This window comes from Bradyrhizobium sp. SUTN9-2, from assembly GCF_003122645.1.
GTDB classification, from domain to species: Bacteria; Pseudomonadota; Alphaproteobacteria; order Rhizobiales; family Xanthobacteraceae; genus Bradyrhizobium; species Bradyrhizobium yuanmingense.
Map to the genome: position 1 here is coordinate 676,532 of NZ_LAXE01000001.1, position 16,815 is coordinate 693,346.

13 protein-coding genes are annotated in these 16,815 nt (G+C 55.0%); 12 read left to right on the forward strand and 1 reads right to left on the reverse strand.

The window, feature by feature from the left end; genetic code table 11:
• Window positions 1-817: 817 nt before the first annotated feature.
• The gene (locus XF30_RS03180) at window positions 818-1,933 is read left to right on the forward strand and encodes a hypothetical protein (RefSeq protein WP_146207652.1); all 1,116 of its coding nucleotides are present in this window, start codon (window positions 818-820) and stop codon (window positions 1,931-1,933) included.
• A gap of 546 nt (window positions 1,934-2,479) precedes the next feature.
• On the forward strand, window positions 2,480-4,141 hold the full coding sequence (locus XF30_RS03185; RefSeq protein WP_204524490.1) for a DUF262 domain-containing protein: 1,662 nt from the start codon (window positions 2,480-2,482) through the stop codon (window positions 4,139-4,141).
• A gap of 69 nt (window positions 4,142-4,210) precedes the next feature.
• On the opposite strand, the gene XF30_RS03190 is transcribed toward XF30_RS03185, so the two are convergent.
• Window positions 4,211-5,641 carry a type II restriction enzyme NmeDI-related protein gene (locus XF30_RS03190; RefSeq protein ID WP_146207653.1) on the reverse strand — a complete coding sequence of 477 codons (1,431 nt, stop codon included), beginning with the start codon at window positions 5,639-5,641 and terminating at the stop codon, window positions 4,211-4,213.
• Window positions 5,642-5,818: 177 nt separating this feature from the next.
• Here XF30_RS03190 and XF30_RS03195 point away from each other — a divergent pair, with 177 nt between their 5' ends.
• The 10 genes from XF30_RS03195 to XF30_RS03240 all read left to right on the forward strand — a co-directional run bounded on the left by XF30_RS03195 (window position 5,819) and on the right by XF30_RS03240 (window position 16,676).
• Window positions 5,819-6,748, forward strand: coding sequence for a ParA family protein (locus XF30_RS03195; RefSeq protein ID WP_109141894.1), 930 nt, complete (start codon window positions 5,819-5,821; stop codon window positions 6,746-6,748).
• Between the two features lie 13 nt (window positions 6,749-6,761).
• A complete protein-coding gene (locus XF30_RS03200; RefSeq protein ID WP_109141895.1) occupies window positions 6,762-7,151 on the forward strand; it encodes a hypothetical protein in 390 nt (129 codons plus the stop codon).
• 154 nt (window positions 7,152-7,305) lie between these two features.
• Complete coding sequence (locus XF30_RS03205) at window positions 7,306-8,331, forward strand: DNA-methyltransferase (RefSeq protein ID WP_244608866.1); 1,026 nt, start codon at window positions 7,306-7,308, stop codon at window positions 8,329-8,331.
• A gap of 19 nt (window positions 8,332-8,350) precedes the next feature.
• Window positions 8,351-10,348 carry an McrB family protein gene (locus XF30_RS03210; protein WP_146207654.1) on the forward strand — a complete coding sequence of 666 codons (1,998 nt, stop codon included), beginning with the start codon at window positions 8,351-8,353 and terminating at the stop codon, window positions 10,346-10,348.
• A gap of 4 nt (window positions 10,349-10,352) precedes the next feature.
• A complete protein-coding gene (locus tag XF30_RS03215; RefSeq protein ID WP_146207655.1) occupies window positions 10,353-12,308 on the forward strand; it encodes a DUF2357 domain-containing protein in 1,956 nt (651 codons plus the stop codon).
• Window positions 12,309-12,326: 18 nt separating this feature from the next.
• Window positions 12,327-12,794 (forward strand): thermonuclease family protein, encoded by a 468-nt coding sequence (locus tag XF30_RS03220; protein ID WP_109141899.1) that lies wholly within the window; start codon window positions 12,327-12,329, stop codon window positions 12,792-12,794.
• Between the two features lie 319 nt (window positions 12,795-13,113).
• The gene (locus XF30_RS03225) at window positions 13,114-13,833 is read left to right on the forward strand and encodes a recombinase family protein (protein WP_109141900.1); all 720 of its coding nucleotides are present in this window, start codon (window positions 13,114-13,116) and stop codon (window positions 13,831-13,833) included.
• Between the two features lie 169 nt (window positions 13,834-14,002).
• Window positions 14,003-14,545 (forward strand): hypothetical protein, encoded by a 543-nt coding sequence (locus XF30_RS03230; protein WP_109141901.1) that lies wholly within the window; start codon window positions 14,003-14,005, stop codon window positions 14,543-14,545.
• A gap of 119 nt (window positions 14,546-14,664) precedes the next feature.
• The gene (locus XF30_RS03235; protein WP_244608867.1) at window positions 14,665-15,291 is read left to right on the forward strand and encodes a hypothetical protein; all 627 of its coding nucleotides are present in this window, start codon (window positions 14,665-14,667) and stop codon (window positions 15,289-15,291) included.
• Window positions 15,292-15,422: 131 nt separating this feature from the next.
• Complete coding sequence (locus XF30_RS03240; RefSeq protein ID WP_244608868.1) at window positions 15,423-16,676, forward strand: hypothetical protein; 1,254 nt, start codon at window positions 15,423-15,425, stop codon at window positions 16,674-16,676.
• Window positions 16,677-16,815: the final 139 nt, after the last annotated feature.

Consider the following 16,815-nt stretch of genomic DNA (forward strand, 5'->3'; position numbering starts at 1 on the left):
GTTCGGGGTCACCGGCCTTGCCGGCATCTTCCGATGTGGCGACGACGGCCATTCGGCGCGCCATGAGCGCTGTGCTTCGGTGTCGCGGACCGGTCAGCAGCTCAATGTCCTGCGGATGAGCGATTTCAATCGCTTGAGCAGGGGATGGTGCCCAGGAAAGGATTCGTTGTCTCCGCCGATAGCATATTGATAAGACTTTGGTTTTTAAAGACCCTTCCCGCAATGTTACACAGTTGTGTTGCTCACAAATGGCCCTCCTCCTTGAATTAGTTGAGCAGGGTGCCCATCTCTACTCTTGCTGGCAGCATGATTCCCGGCTAGAGACTTTGACAAAATTGCGAAGCAACTACAGCTGGATGCCCGCTCCATATCATCCCGATTGCCCGGAAGATTGCCCGCCGAAAGACGCAGCCGGGTATGAAGGTGCACTATTAAGGGCTTGCAGGACAATGCCGCCCTCGGAACGGGACTTGATGTCAGTCAAGGAGCAGAACCGGCCTTGCGACTCCTCCGATTGTCGGAGTTGGGGATGGTCAGTTTGGCTGCACGAAGCAGATGCTGAGCACGCGAGAAACCTCATCCCGTTCTTCCGAACGTGCCACATCGTAGCTATTAAGGTTGGCTTAGCCGACGGAGTGTTACTAGCTACACCCACGACCGGTCAGCCGGGACACCACACTTACTGGAAGAAGCACGGCCTTAAGTTCTCAGAGGATCGGTTTCAATCAACGATTGGCCCGCAGAAGACATGAGCTGGAAGCCACCCCACGAGGGTTCCACTCCTTGGACCGACCAACCAATCGTTCCGAGTGAAGTCTTGTACGCCTTCGATCAGCCCATTGTATTCGTTGCTAACGTTGGCCTTTCTTCCACTCTCTTTGTGAAATTTGAAGAGAGTGAAGACGCCAGCTTCTACTATGCCTGTCCAATCGACGAGCAGCACCTCGGCGCCCTCAAGGCAAATGAGCTATCACTCAGAGGTGCTCTCTCATCAGGTCCAACTTCGATCGTCAGTTTAGCAGATGACTTTCGTGTAAAGCGATTTTGGCACGATGAAGTTCTCTTATGGGGTGACGAGTTTCTTCCCGCCCGCAGGATCGGCCTTGCAACGAGCAAAAACCCTATTTGGGACTCCCTGGAAGAAGCAAGAGCGCTCTTCGCTCTAACATTCCAAGGTAGCGTAATGGGACGGGGGCAAATGCCCTTAGGGATACTGACAGCCCTGATCAACAAGACTCACGAAGCTGCTCGCCGTATTCTAGTGCCGCCCCATTTAGCAGGACTGAAAAGCGCTAGTATCGATTTCCAAGTTGCGCAACCAAAGTTCAGCAGTTTGGTAGTGGCGTTGCGTCATCCCGTTTTTACACACAGGCTTCTGAAACGACTAAAAAGCGAGCATGCATCAGCGGAGCTCGCGGCTGAGATCGAAGGTAACAGCAACGAGTTCGTTGAACATATCTCCGAGTTGACTGCTTCCGCCGACAAAGGAGAGATCAGTCTGGCGATTGCTCAGGAGAGGTTCGCTTCGTTAGAGCAAATAAGAAGCATTGTTCCGACCGAGCGCAACAAGTTGACCGAATTGGCGATCACCGCCAACACAGAGCATAGCCGATCTCTCGTGGTTGTTACTCATGAGGCGGGCGATAAGATCGTGAGAGCGCGAAAGCTCCTAGAAGCAAGGCCTGTCACGGATATCGGTAGGATCATTCAAGTGAACGACAAGAGATCCACCGTGGTTTACCAGTCGATCCGCGGCAAAGAGGTGACCTTCACCATGGAAGAGGCTCTTTTTCAGCAAATGGAAAGAGAGAACATGCTGAAGCTTGGCAATCGAATACGTGCCGTAGGCTATCTTCAGCGCAGGGCTAGACGAGATTCGATGAATTTGACTGAAGCCCCTCAAACGGCTCCTGGCATCGCGGTTTCGAATTGACACTATCGCATCTAAGCGAAGACCCACGCGATGAGCACTAATTGGAATTCATTGTGCAGATCGCGGCCATACGTATTGGCGTGAGTTCACCATTGCTGGCCGGAGAGTCCGCTCTCTTGTTTCCTGAAGGGTCGCAAATTCGAAAGACCTCGCATCGGCCGCCCGCAGACTTCCCCCCATACGTCCCAACATCTTTCGACTCCTTCATTTTCGTCCTTCTGATCACAACACGTACGGCGACGTATTGCAACGCAGTGGCGGCGTTGCCAGGTTGCGGCTCAAAACGTGTATTCGCTTTTTTCACTCCGAACGGTACGTGCGGAATTGACTGTTGGCGCGATACGCGCAGGACTGGTGATAGTGATTCCAGTGTCCAAGAATGGGGGTGGACAAGTGCGCTCATCAAAAAGAATGGAACAGAGATACGGCGTGAAGTTCAAGCAAGCGATCTAACGTCGCAGTCCTGAGCGCAACGGGTGCAACCGAACGCCTGTATGTTGGCACGAGATGCCGCGAGTCTCATCTTGAGGTCTGTAAGGATTTATTATGATTCAATTGAACCCACAGCATTTGACTTTGAACCAGCTCTTGAACGGCCGCCTGTTTCGAATACCCGACTATCAACGAGCTTATGCTTGGGGTACGAAGCAGCGAATGGACCTTTTCGATGATATCGATGAGGTCAAGAAAACGAAGAATGATCACTTCCTAGCGACGGTCGTTTGTCTGGCACGCGAAACGCGGCTGATCGTCGCCAATGAATATACAGTCGTGGAAGTGGTTGACGGGCAACAGCGCCTGACCACGTTTGTCATTCTGCTTAAGGCAATTCAGAAGGCGCTGGATAGCAGCGGCGCCGAAGGCAAGATCAAAGCCGAGTTGAATGAATTGTTGGTCAAAGGAGACGAGCATTCCCTCGTCCTGCTTCAAACCAACCACGATAGTACCCACATCTTCGTTGATTATGTTCGTGATGGGAAGATTCGAAAAGACTCGGCAACCACCGCTGCTGAGCGGAACCTGGTTGCAGCGGCATTGGAGTGCGAGGAGTTCGTCGAGAGTTGGAAGAAAAAGGCGTCCCTGATTGAGCTGGTCGCGCTGCTCCGAAATAGACTATCGATGATTTATCACGAGCTGAATGATGAATCGGCGGTCTATCGCGTATTCGAAGTGTTAAACAGCCGGGGGCTCGATGTTCGCTGGATAGATAAATGTAAGAGTCAGCTAATGGGCTTGATCTTCTTGGAAGGCCCGCAGAATGACGAAGCATTGAAAGAGATGCACGGCATCTGGCAGGATATCTACAGAGTGCTCGGGTTGCGAGAGACGCTCGGAGATCAGGCTCTTCGTTTTGCCGGCACCATGCGCAGCAAGGCGACTCCAAATCGCCTTCAGTCTGAAGAAGATGCAGCTGATACCCTCGTAAAGGCCGCTCTTGGGGGCTTGCCAAACATTTTGCGTCAGGCCCGTTGGCTAAAGTCCGTCGTTGCTGCGCTTGACCGACTCGATCGCGACGTGCGCTTGCGTGCTGTTACTGGCATCGTTCACGCGCGATTTGTGGCAACCGCAATCATTGTGAAGGAATTCCCGGCCGAGATCGAGAAGGTTCTGTTGGCTCGGTGGGAGCGGGTGACGTTCCGCATTTTTGGCCTAGGCGGAGCGGATTCCCGACACAAGGTTGGCGATTACGTGAGGCTCGGGCACGACATTGTTTCTCAAGAGGTGAGTAGCGCGGAGATTGAGGATAGGCTTCGAGCGATCGGGGGTGAAGATTTCTCTATCGATAACGTGCTGTCTAAGGTCGAGGACTACACAGACATGTATGATGGCTGGACCGAAGAGCTCCGCTATCTCTTGTTTCGGTACGATGAATACTTGGCGGCGCAGGCCGGCGAATTATTGAACGAGTTTCAATGGTCGAAGATCTGGGCGGCTGAGCCGTCAAAATCGATAGAACACATTAAGCCCCAAAGTTCGAATGACGCCAATATCCATCATCTTGGCAACCTCACCATGTTGCCTCCGGGCGTAAACTCGTCTTTGCAGGACAAGCCCCCAAAGGAAAAGGCTAAGACTTATATCGAATGCGGAATTCGGGGCACGGTGGCAGTCGGCAACGCAATCAAATCTGGAAAGTGGGATAAAGCCGCAATCCTCCGAAGGGCGCAGGATATTGAGGATTTCGTTCGAAAGGAGTGGGCTGACTAGGCTTGAATTGCCTCAGAGCGCTATGCCTTCTCAAAGGACGCCTTTCTACGGCTAGGTAAACTGTGCGCGTCAACCTTCCTCAGCCTCCTCTTCATACTCACCGATGATGCTATCGTTCAAATGAGCAAGGTGCTCGATGCTTCGAATCGCAATGACACTCTCATAAGAGATAAAGGTGCAGGTGCTCGATAGCGGCCGGCCGTTCATCAAAGAAAATACCGGTCTGCGCATCTCACGGAAAACTTTATCTCTGCGCTCGGCGGGCGCCACTATGTGCAGCTGAATGGCTAGATTTGGCTGCAGCGCCAGCAGGTCTGCCATCCGCAGCAGCCCCGAATAGACTGATGTGGTGTGCTCGACTTCAAATGCTCGCACTATCGCTCGACCGCGCAGCCAAATTACGTCGATCTGCTCAATCGTGCTGAGCGTCGCTTGCTCGTTGTTGAGAGGCAATTCCTCAAGCAGTGCAATTCGATCTGGCTCAGAAATAAGATCTCGGACTCGCCCGCGATCACCGCGTGGAAGCCAGATCCTGAAGCCCATTTTCGCGCCTATCTCGGCCAATCTAGCCTGAATTTGAAACGAAGGTCGAAGATCAACTTCCTGACCTGGAAGCGTGCCGTCGATGGGTAACTCGTCCTCCTCGTCATCACCGCTAGGGACAATAACTGTGACTTCGCCGTCCGCTGTTCGCACCCTTTGATCACCCGACCATTGCGGCTTCAGAACCGGGCTATAGAAGTCGATAATCTCGGACGGGTATCTCACTGCCAGGGATTGTCGAAGCTGCAAGATCGCTTTGTCCAACTGAGCATCAGACCATTCTTTTGTTTCCCGTGCGGAGGCGACACCTAATCCTTCAAGAATTTTTCGTCGATCATTATTTGATGATATGCGCTCAACGAGTTCAGGGAACGCAAAGAACCGCAACATGTGTCTGTATTGGCGGTCACCCCTGCGGGGCACAGCATCAATCCACGCGATAAAATCGTCGTACTCACCAAAGATCGCATTGCGCTCAGTAGACGAGCGCCCTTTTAAATCTGTTGTGAGCGCGATCAGATATTCCAGCTCATTCGGACGATAGTTATTGAAGCCCGGCCCCCCTGATCCTATGCCCTTCAGTATGTCATCGCTTAAGAGTGGCTGGGACTCGGGTAGGCTAGCTCCTCCGAGAGACCACATTTCTCGTATCTGCTGGCGTTTTGTTGCCGCCTTCATGTTAGAAGGAAACAAAAGCAGCGCCCAAAGCATTTCGGCCACCAACCGCCGCGCTTCGACAGTTGCTGGAGTCATTTGTCCCTTTAGCTTTGTGAGAAAATCATCGTTGCCTTCATCCGGATGATCGACGAAGGCACGCACAACGTGTTCCACGTTGGCCACCGTCCATAGAGTATCGGTAGAAAATAAAGATCCATCCCCGATCAGACAGGTATCTATCCAATTTCGAGCGGCAATTAGTGTTGCTCGAATATCCCGATTGTGAACCTGCCTTGCCATGATCCCTCCAAGCCGCGTACCGAGGCTTATTGCGAACGCAGCCGATTGCGAATCGCCGCCCGCCCTTTTACCTTGGTTGCATATTTTGTTCTTGCAAGAAACAGTAGCGGGTCCGTAGCACAGCCGGCTTGCGGAAACTTGCCGGCCATTTCTCGGCGCATTTGGAAGAGGTTGGATATGCAGATCGTGTCCGTCATCAATTACAAAGGCGGGGTGGGTAAGACATCCCTGACCGCCAATCTGGCTGCCGAACTTGCATTCCGAGGGAAGCGCGTTCTCATGCTTGACCTCGATGCCCAAGCAAGTCTCACTTTTTCATTCATTAGGCCGGACGAATGGGAGACCAAATACGGGGCAAGCGGCACTATCAAATCGTGGTTTGATTCGTTCGAGACCGGGAAGGCCCGTCCCCTGACCAGCCTGATTCACACTCCGGCTGCCATCAAGGCTCGCCTCAATGGCAAAGGCAAGCTAGACGCAATCTATTCGCATCTCGGTTTGATCAACGTCGACCTCGAATTAGCAACTCAGTTGGGCGGTGCAAATCTAGCCCAAGCGAAGAAGAACTTCATCGCGGTGCATAAGCGCCTCTCCGATGGGCTCGCTGCAGTGGCCGCTGAAGATCGCTACGACTTGGTTTTGATCGACTGCCCCCCAAATTTCAACATTGTTACAAAGACAGCCATCGTCGCGAGTGACTACATCTTGGTTCCGACCAGACCAGACGAACTCTCGACGCTGGGCATCGATTATCTCATGCGCAGTATCAATGGGCTCATCAAGGACTACAACGATTTCGCCACCCTTGATCAAGGCGCCAAAGAAAATCCAATCAGCCCCGAAATTCTTGGAGTTGTCTTCACGATGATCCAAGAGTACGACGGGCGGCCGGTGTCGGCGCAGAACGCATACATCTCCAAAGTGAAGGCTAGTAGCGGCCTCCCAGTCTTCGACGCTTACATCAAACGCAATGAGACGCTCTTCGCGGAAGCTCCACTGTACGGCGTGCCCGTGGTATTGAATGGTTATTCGAACAACAGCCACCAAAGTGTGGTCGATGGGTTAGAAGAGGTCACGACTGAGTTTTCGAAAATGCTAGGGCTGTAGTGGGACCAAGCTGATGAAGGGAAAACAGTTAGCGCATTTCCTACGCGCGATCGCACAAGCCGTCGAGAACGCCGACGACTCGCAGATCGACAATTTTATAGCCAGCCTTTCGCATCTGACGCCAAACGAAAGGACCGCAAGGCCAAACTCACGGCCGCCCCGTCAAGACGTGGACGAGGCATCGCTGCAGGAGACGCTAGAGCGGATCGGCATGCTGTCATCCCGAGAGGAGGGGCTTCAGGTTTTGGAGCAGTTGGACTTCAAGCGGAAGGATCTTTTGGCATTAGCCAAGCTTCGCGATGTACACACGTCCAAGGATGACAGCGTCCTGCGCCTTCGCGAAAAGCTCGTGGAGAGATTGATAGGTGCCCGGCTGAACTCTCAAGCGATCCGAGGCACCTAGGCCTCGCTCCGCCTACCTTATTGGTACCCTGCCGCTTTGCAGGTTATACCTCTATGACACGAATCATCCACAGCGATTACAGCCGGGAAGCAGCGTAGTTAGGCGCCACTCTGATAGACTCGCCCGACTCACACCGTCCATGAGCCCATCAGAAATGAAAAACGCTTCGATCAACCTAGTGGTGGACAACGAAAATCCGCGCTCGCCTCCCCCACGCAAACTGGTTTCGAAGCCAAAGACAAAAGCTAACGACGCCATGCACCCGCGGGTGGCTGACGAGGGCGCGTTTCTTTCAGCCGAAATCAAAAAGTTTGCTTATTATGCGGACGACACGACCATCATCCTCAATACGGATGTCAAAAAAGGTCTGGAGTTCCTGGCCTCCCAGAAGTTGCTGGTCAATTGCATTGTCACTTCACCACCCTTTTACGGCCAACGGGACTACGACGTTGCAGGCCAAATCGGCTTGGAAGAACATCCCAGCCAGTTCATCGAAAAGCTCGTCAATAGCTTCGAGTATTGCAGACCAATCTTGGCGCCTAATGGCAGCCTATGGGTCAACATCGGCGACACCTATTGGAGCGGGAAAGGCGAGCACAAGAGCGGTGAAACAAAACAAAATGCACGCCGTTTCGGAATACGCCCGCAAGATCGCAAGGGCGATGGCAAATGGTGCATTCCCAAGCAGCTTCTGTTAATTCCGCACCGTCTTGCCATCGCAATGCAAGATCGCGGGTGGACAGTCCGCAATGACAACGTTTGGCTGAAACCAAATCCAATTCCGGATCAAGTTCGGGATCGCTGCTCAATTTCTCACGAGTACGTCTTCCACTTCGTAAAAGAGCGCTGGTACTTCTTCGACAAGAACGCTGTAGGGCGAACAACCGAGACCGGCTCGGTGCTGCCTCCCCTCGATACGTGGGAGGTGCCCGCTGTTCGCGGCGTAACCAATGGCCACAAGGCCCGCTTTTCGGAGGACCTCGTCAGAATACCCATACTGACCACGACGCCCCCGCGTGGCGTTGTCCTTGACCCGTTTGCCGGTAGCGGAACCAGCCTTGTATTTGCGCGGAAACATGGCTTTCGATGCATTGGCATTGATATCAAGAAGCAGTTCTGTAAACTTATGGTAGACCGCCTTTTGGAAGTAGCCCAGGAGGAGGACGCAGCAGACGAGTAACGATGCCGGGGGGCACTGAATGGCCGTGTACGTTTCGGCTGATAGAATCCGTGAGGCCATAACCCGTCTTGGCAGTTCACGCGCAAAGCGGACTTCTCTCTTCGATTTTTTGATCGTAAAGCGCACCCTTGCAATCAAGCACAGTGACGCTGTCGCCATCGCCGAGTCTGAGCCGGCCTTCATTGAGGCTCTCAACGAAGTTGGACTCTCCGGCACTGATGATCGGGACCGCCTTTACTTCAACCCATTTGCGGTAAATGAAGAGGGCAAGACCGGATATAGACCGGCTCGATATCGTTCAAATGGCACAAACTCGACCATCTCGGGCGTGCCTTGGCAGACCGTCATTGAGCTGACCAGCACCAAGCCCCGGCAGGCCAGCCTCAAGCCCGGCTACCTTCAGCATTTGTCCAAGCTGATTCTGGCAGCTAATGACAAGCCGCTTCCGCGCTTGGCCGATTTCGCCGTTTGGTACTGGCGGCAGCAAGATGTTGAGCCGCTAATTGCGGGGTCCGATTCGACCAATGTTCGAATGCAACGCCTTGTCGACGAAGTGGTCGCACGCTTTCAGCTGTCATCCGACGAGCTGGAGATACTGTTTGACGAGGGCATTGGGGAGAATGCCTCTACCCCCGTCTTTGTATCCGAGCCGCCTCCGGTCGATCAGTACTTGCCACAAAAGACGGAATCTGCCGTCCCATCTCACGAGGGATTATCGGAGGTTTCGTTTGATTTGATCGCGGCGCTCGCGGCGAAGAACTTTGTGATACTCACAGGTCCATCCGGCACCGGTAAATCTCGCGCCGCGCTTAAGCTGGCGGAGGCTCTTCAAAGACTCCAATCCGACTCTCTGAAGGGGCCGCTTTTTGCTTTCATTCCAGTGGGTCCGGACTGGACAACGCCAAAACGGCTGCTGGGCTTTCGTACTCCGTTTGGCAAGGAACGGAAGCTTTCGGGAGGCGAGGTCAGTCATGAATCCTATGAGATTACTGACTGCGTTAGACTGCTGCTGCGAGCAAGCCATCCTGACGCCGCCGATGTACCGCACTTTCTCATCTTCGATGAAATGAACTTGTCGCACGTGGAGCGCTACTTCGCTCCGTTCTTGTCCTTAATGGAGGCGTCAGCGATCGTTGATTCCGAAGGTGAGCTGGCTCTGATTGGGAGCGACGACCTCAAGCTCATATCGGCGGTCTTAGATGATGTCGATCCCAGCACGCCGGAGGCGGACGCAGCACGAACTTTACTTGCTCAGGGCAAGAGCTTGCTGTTTCCCGCAAACCTATTCTGCATCGGTACTGTTAACGTCGACGACACGACTTACATGTTCTCGCCAAAGGTCCTCGATAGATCGCACGTTATTGAATTGGGCTCTGAGCGGCCTAGCTCTTACCTTGTGCCCGATCGCCAACGAGAGTTAGGTGGGGACATTGCAGTTTCCATCGCTGATCAGGTGCTCAGAACCGCCATTGGCGAGCGAGAGTCCAAGAGCAACGCCGTTACAAACGCTAGCACTATGCTAGACCGGTTGACGGCTCAGGGCTTTTCTGACGAAGAGATATCGCTTATCCGCGAGCAAACGATTAAGACGCTCGATGGATGTTATGACCTTCTATCCCCTGTCGGTTTCGCGTTCGGATATCGCGCCTCGAAGGAGGTGTTCGCCTACGTTACGGCTTGGCTCGCAATCTCGACTGCTAGCGGAGCGGACAAGTCCGCCTTAATGCAGAGATGGTACTCAGGCTTGGATAAGGCTGTCTCCCAAAAGCTTTTGCCGAAGCTGCACGGCAATCGACGGTCGCTTGGTGAAAGCCTCTCAGCTCTCGCTGCCTTTCTGGCGGGCGCGGACGAGAACTCGGTCCCGCCTGCCGCCTATACGCTTGGCTCGAATAGCAAGATTGGAATTACCGCCGAAGGGAAGTTTCCGGTCGCCGACAAATTCGAAGAGAGTAGACGAAAGCTTTTGAGCATGAACGACCGGCTCAACGCAGTCGGATACGTTTCTTTCGTTAGTTAGCTTCGTGGTCGCGAAGCTTCACAGCGCGATCTTCGCTTGGGCGAACGGGCATCGCCTCGAGATTGAGTGGGCACGTGGCCGTGGCCGACCTTTGGACGTTCTCCCGGCGCTCGCGAATCTTGTAAGCGCAGAAGAAGAGCTTGACGAGGGATCCCTTGGCGTCCCTGCGATGTGCTGGCGTGAGGAGGCTCCCGCACTGTTTGACAAGTTTCAACTGTGCGAAAACGAAGAATACTATGTCGACGTCACTTTGACCGCCAGCCGGGAAGCCGCGCAGGCAGCCTATGCTTTACATCAGGGCTGGCCGTTTGGGCCGCGACTTGCAAACACCTTCACAGCTGATCCTCCGAGAAGATGGCGCCAGCGCGACAATGGCCTCATAACGGTGCCAGGCAAACTTAGCCTGCGCGACCAAGCAGGCCTTCTTGATCTTACTTTCGGGGGTAACACTCCCTTCCGCGCCGAAGTCGTATGCAAGAAGCTCGGCTATATGGAAGAGTTTCGGGCGCTGCTGAACGCGGTTGCCGAGGAGCTAGCGGAACTGCTTCTTCAGTATGACAGCCCGACCAGCTCACTCTTCGATGCATCTGATATTCGCATTGAGAGCAATGCAGCCCTGATGTTTTTGATGCGCTACATCATGGCCGATTCAAACTTGCCCACCGCTCTCGATGAGATTCGGCGGTCCTTTCACAAGGTCTTAAAGGTTGAACGGAAGCAGGAGGCGCTATCTTCCGCCGATGGGAGCGAGCTGTCCGACGCATTATCCGACTTGCCAAGCAGCCATTTCACTCGCGGGGGTCCGCTGGCAGGACTTTTTAGAGGCTATACTCCTAGCGATTTTACTGCATCCATTTATTCGGAGGATACAGACACCCGCGAGAACCAATACATTCGGCAATTCCTCGAAGAGCTGCGTCTAATTTCCGAACAGTTGGTATCCTTGTTGCAGAAGGATGGTCGTACAGCTTCGGCTCGTGAGGCACGGACCTGGGCAGTATCGCTTGATGAGGAGCTTGCGACGAACATATTCCGTCAGGTTGGCCCATTGCGTCACTTTCCTAGCAACTCCCAAGTCCTGCAGAAGCGCAGAGGCTACAGAGATGTCCTTAGATTTGATGCGCTGCTTAGACTTGGACTGCAATTACCTTGGAAGCGAGCTGAAGCCTTTGCCGATGGCCTGATCGGAGACATACGGCCTGTCAATGAGCTGTATGAATATTGGTGCTTCTTCATGCTGCGAAGAGCGCTGGCCAGCATTGCAGTCGAAGATATTTCGATACCGGGTTCTGCGTTTGAATTCACGTCCGGAAAGCTTCAGGTCCGATTGGCGAAAGGGCGACGCAGCAGGATCCGGTTTCACTTTCGGGATGGCCCCGTGCCGATCGTTGTGCACCTATTCTACAACCGCGTGTTCCCGCGCCCCGAGCGGACTATACCGGGATGGCAGGGCAGCTACACTTCCCGCTTCGATCCGGACTTCAGCCTTGAAATTTTGGTGGGAGACGATCCGGCGCAGAGGGTTCGGCATTGGCTACACTTCGACGCAAAGTACCGCGCTAAAATCATGAAGAGCGGTAAGGTCGCCCCTCTTGTCGAGCAGAGTGAAGAAGCGATCGACATGAACTATTTCGAAGAGCTGGCTCGGCTCCACAAGCAAGATGACCTCTTCAAGATGCACACCTACAGGGATGGAATTCTCGGCAGTCGAGGCGCCTACATTCTCTATCCGGGAGATGCCGCTGGCGTTCGGCTAAGCGGCGCTAAACGCAATTTCTTTGTTCGTCACCCCAGCGCATTTGGTGGGACGCCGCCTCTGCTCTTTCCAAGCGTCGGGGCCTTCGAGTTTTGCCCCGGCCACGAGCAAACCCAGGTACCCGCACTAGCGTCTTTTCTTCGTACCGTATTGGTGTCGGTTAGCACCGGCAGCCCATACATTGAAGAAGCAGGCTTGTTTTAGACCAGGCGGAGACAATCGATGTTTGTTCGCATCATCTTGGTACTGTCGATGCTGATCTCCAGCGTTGGCGGGCTCCGCGCAGTGCCGATCGACGCCGCAAAGATTCAAGTCGTGGACGGCGATACCTTAAAGATCGGCCGTACGACGTATCGGATGATCGGGTACGATACGCCGGAACTGACTTCGCGATGGAGAACAGTTGGTCCTGACGAAAAGGCGCTCGCCACTATTGCAAAGGAACGACTGGAAGAACTCATCCGTAAGGGCGCTCTCGATCTGGAGGCGGTACCGTGCTCATGTTCAAATAGAAAGAAGGCTGACGGTACGTGCAACTTCGGTAGGAAGTGCGCCATCTTGTATGTCGATGGTCGCAATGTCGGAGAACAATTGATCGCGGAAGAACTCGCCGTGCCGTTTGTCTGCGGACCCTATAGGTGCCCGCGCATGCCGGATTGGACGACGATCATACAGAGCTATTCGAAATAGCCAGCGAGGTTCGCCGCGGCCTCATTCCGGGCGATATCTCATTTGGGGTATCTCATCTCAGAGGTGACCTCATGGCAGCGGCACGCCGCTTCCCCCCGTCCCCCGTAAGCAAGTTCTGAAACATCCTTCGTGACACGACATGCCTACGCGGGCACGTGCCTTATCTCATGGCCCTCAACACCATGAGCACGATGGGGTCATGCGAGGTCCTGAGTCGATAAGACGCACCTAATTCGGGTTTGCGGGTGACTCCAGCCTCACTAACAATGGTGTCAACGGACGTTGGCTAAGCTGTTTTGAGCAAGGGGACTGAGGGAGCGTGACCGCGAAGCAACGATTTGTCGCTTACTACCGTGTCTCCACACGCAAGCAGCAAGCGTCGGGCCTCGGTATAGAGGCACAGAGGACTGCCGTTGCGAACTACTTAGGTGACCGCACAGCCAAGGTGGTTGCTGAGTTCACAGAGGTCGAGAGCGGGAAGCGAAGCGACAGGCCAGCCCTAGACCAAGCGCTAACCGCAGCGAGGGTGCATCAAGCAGCCTTGGTAGTGGCTAAGGTGGATAGGCTCACCCGGTCAGTGGGCTTCCTGTCGAGGCTCTTTGAGGCAGGTGTTGACGTGAGGTTCGCAGACCTCCCCGCCATTGAGGGACCCACGGGGCGGTTCATGCTTCAACAGATGGCAGCGGTTGCGGAGCTAGAGGCGGGACTGATCTCGTCACGCACTAAGGCTGCTCTCTCCGCAGCAAGGGCCCGAGGGCAACAGCTCGGGGGTAACCGTGGTACGCAACTATCCAGCGCTGCTAAGGCGAAGGGGCGGCAGGCCCAAGCACAGTCGGCACAACGCAGAGCTAACGATCTAGCTCAAGTACTGGAGGAGCTACGGGCGGATGGGGCCTCCTCTCCCACCGAGTTGGCTCGTGCACTTACCGCAAGGGGCATACCTACCGCACGGGGAGGGGTCACATGGACAGCTCCGCAGGTGTCTCGCATAGAGGCAAGGCTACTCTCGTCGAAGCCTACGCAACATCAAAGCAAATGATGTGGCACTTTTCTTGAATCACCGGACGCCGCTCTGAATTTTTCTTCTAGAAGCTGCGAGACCGGCACGAATCTATTGCTGCTTCTCCGTCGCCTTCCCATATCTCTCGTGGTGCTTAGGGCTGCATGCCAAGGCATATTCTTCAACCGATAATGCAGGGAGAGTGGCAGTGGAATTCGACGACCAACAATCTGAGCGAGACAAATTGCTTGCGGAGCGCATTCAAGATTGCGAACGCCTCTTAAGCGAGCAGGGCCGCGTGAAAGGAAGCCGAGATGAGCGCATATGGGCCGCCGGTTTTTTTGACGGGGAAGGTTATGTTTCTGCGTTCGAGACCGGCATCACGTGCGAGATCGACCAGATACAGGAGGACTTGATCAATCTGGTCCGCTTCAGAGACGCTGTTGGCGTCGGCAAGATCATAGCATTGAAGGCTCGCAGCAATGAGAATGCACGCCCCGCATGTCGCTGGAGGGCCAGGAGCCAAGCCGAAGCGCAGACCGTCTTTGATGCTATCGGCGAATTTTTGAATCCTGCGAAGAAGAATGGCCGAAGAGCGCCCAAGGAAGGTGTTGTCAATCCTCCGGCCGACGGCTTTGCCCGAGCGTTAGCCGCTCCGTACAAAACGATTTTAAGCCGCAAGCAACCAGCGCTTCCCGCGGGTGCATTCTTGTATGAGCCGGTCGCTGTGGAAGGAGTAGATCAAGCGTGACGATGCGAGGGCCAGTGGTATCAGCCCGACGCTTGGCCAAGCAGCGGATTAAGCGGCGGGTGGAAAGCGGGGAAGGCGGAGCCGAACGATGTGTTATACCGGGCTGCGGACGCCTCACTATGAAGGCTGCCAAGGCGGGGCTGGCTCCGCACCATTGCCGCACCCACGTGGAATACCGGGCGAGGCACGGGAGCTATTGGCTTAGCACATACACAGCCGCCGAGCTAAAGCCGTATCTCACGGCAGCAAGCTCCTATATCCGCCTCCGGGCCGCGACCGATCAGTTCATAGCCGCTGCGATCAGCGCAATGCAATCCGCCCTGGACGAAGCGGGCCCAGTGGAGATAGCCACGCGACTGAAGGGGATGTCTGCCAGGAAGCGGGCGAAGATAGGGCTGGCCAGACTGCGGGTGGCTAGCGTCGAACCGGAGCGCCTTGTTGCGATCGTCCTCGCCGTCAATGCCATCGCTGAACACAAAGGGCATCGCGCGAAAGAATTTCGCATCGTGCAGGCGTGCAAAGCCGTGCACAGGCTTGCCAGTGGCACCGGGTGGGTCAGCTATGACGCTCAGGGCCGCGAGCACCGTTCTAGGAGGCGAGCCTATCCTAGATCAACAGGCCGCGTGCTGCGCTTGATGGGACGTCTGTTGGAGGAACCCTGCGAGTGGGTCATCGAGAAGCACCTGAAGGGCGTGCTGGCCCACAAGCAGCGCTACGGACGGGGCTCTCGAAAGGGGCCTAGCTGAAAGGCTCCGGTCGAATTTGACGGCTCCGATCGTTCGCCTGAGATCAGGTCAGACTGGCCGGGTGCGTCAATAATCGGTGTTAGAGGCGGTCACTTTGAGCACCTAATCACATGTCTTCCCAACAGCAGCCTATGATGTTCGATCCCCAGCTTCGCGCGAAGAGCGCGGAGCTTCAGGTCGCTGTTAGAGGGCTGGCCGACATATTGCTGGCCCACGAAGCCGCGAGCGGCACGCGCAAGCGAGCGCGAAAGGAGGCAGACGCGACGAAGTTCTGCTTGGCCGTTGAGGCATTGGCCTGCAATCTCATCCTACTGAAGGCAACCAGGAGCAACTCCAAGCTCGCCGTGCCTCGCTCGCATGCCGTGATCTGGAAAGGGAACGCTGTTCTCGGTCAACACTTCCTAGCTGCCATCGATCTCCTATCCGCCAGGGGTCTCATTGCGGAAGGGCGCCGCGGCTACAAGTTCTCCGATAAAGCGAAAATGCGCTCGCTCGTTGAACCACTTGAACGCCTCGCAGACTATCTCCCTCTAGCTCCGCCAGAATGGCGCGCGATCTGCCAACTTGATGATCCCGTGTTGGTCATTCTGAAGGAAGGAAAGGACGAGGACGGAAACGCCGCTGCGATCGCTTATCGCTCGACCGCACAATCTAGAAAGTTCGAGAACCAAGTTCGGAGCATAAATCGACTTTTACGCGAGGCTGACATCGAGGTGATCGGCCAGGATGACTCCGGCCTCTCTTTAGGAGCGGATGGGCAAATCATTGCGCCCTATCGCCGCTCGCTGCGGCGCATCTTCAATAACGGCACGTGGCTTCACGGCGGCCGTCTCGCGGGCGGCTTCTGGATGTCAATGGAGCGAGCGGAACGCCGACGCATTCGGATTGAAAAGCAAGCCTGCGTAGAGGTCGACTATCGGCAATTATTCCCGCGCCTGGCTTATGTCCGGGCCGGAGCGCCTCAGCCAGACGACGACCTCTATGACGTTTTCGGGAATGGCACTGGTCGCGATGGCTGCAAGAAGCTGATGAACGCACTGCTGTTCTCGCATGGGCCGCTTAAGAATTGGCCCGAGGACACGCACCGGCATTTTCCGAATGGCATCAATCTCCGGGCGGCAATCGAGATGCTCGCCGCAAAGCACGCGCCTATCGCTCACCTGTTTGGGAAGGGTCTTGGTTTCCAGCTGATGCGCATCGAAAGCGACATGCTCATCGAGGTTCTCACTGAATTATCGGCTGCTGCGGTCATCGCCCTGCCTCTCCACGACTCGGTGCTCGTCGCGAAATCCAACGCGAGTGTGGCGCAGGAAACGATGCAGGCCGTTTTTCAGCGCTGGAGCCGCTCGCCCTGCGCGATTGTCTCTGTCAAATTTCATACGTAATTACAATATCTTAAAGCTTACGCCTCCGCTAATGGAGGAGGAAGCTAGAGGGGACGAAACTCAGGGGGTTAGAACTTAGAGGCCAATCTAAGGGGCTCTACGGGTTGCCTTCATGTTGGGAGGCTGACACCACCCCTCC

Excerpts from the sequence above, each read along its gene's own strand:
- XF30_RS03235 (WP_244608867.1), top strand. The coding sequence starts at position 14,665 with ATGAAGGCTGCCAAGGCGGGGCTGGCTCCGCACCATTGCCGCACCCAC.
- XF30_RS03195 (WP_109141894.1), top strand. The coding sequence starts at position 5,819 with ATGCAGATCGTGTCCGTCATCAATTACAAAGGCGGGGTGGGTAAGACA.
- XF30_RS03220 (WP_109141899.1), top strand. The coding sequence starts at position 12,327 with ATGTTTGTTCGCATCATCTTGGTACTGTCGATGCTGATCTCCAGCGTT.
- XF30_RS03205 (WP_244608866.1), top strand. The coding sequence starts at position 7,306 with ATGAAAAACGCTTCGATCAACCTAGTGGTGGACAACGAAAATCCGCGC.
- XF30_RS03240 (WP_244608868.1), top strand. The coding sequence starts at position 15,423 with ATGATGTTCGATCCCCAGCTTCGCGCGAAGAGCGCGGAGCTTCAGGTC.
- XF30_RS03190 (WP_146207653.1), bottom strand. The coding sequence starts at position 5,641 with ATGGCAAGGCAGGTTCACAATCGGGATATTCGAGCAACACTAATTGCC.
- XF30_RS03210 (WP_146207654.1), top strand. The coding sequence starts at position 8,351 with ATGGCCGTGTACGTTTCGGCTGATAGAATCCGTGAGGCCATAACCCGT.
- XF30_RS03200 (WP_109141895.1), top strand. The coding sequence starts at position 6,762 with ATGAAGGGAAAACAGTTAGCGCATTTCCTACGCGCGATCGCACAAGCC.
- XF30_RS03185 (WP_204524490.1), top strand. The coding sequence starts at position 2,480 with ATGATTCAATTGAACCCACAGCATTTGACTTTGAACCAGCTCTTGAAC.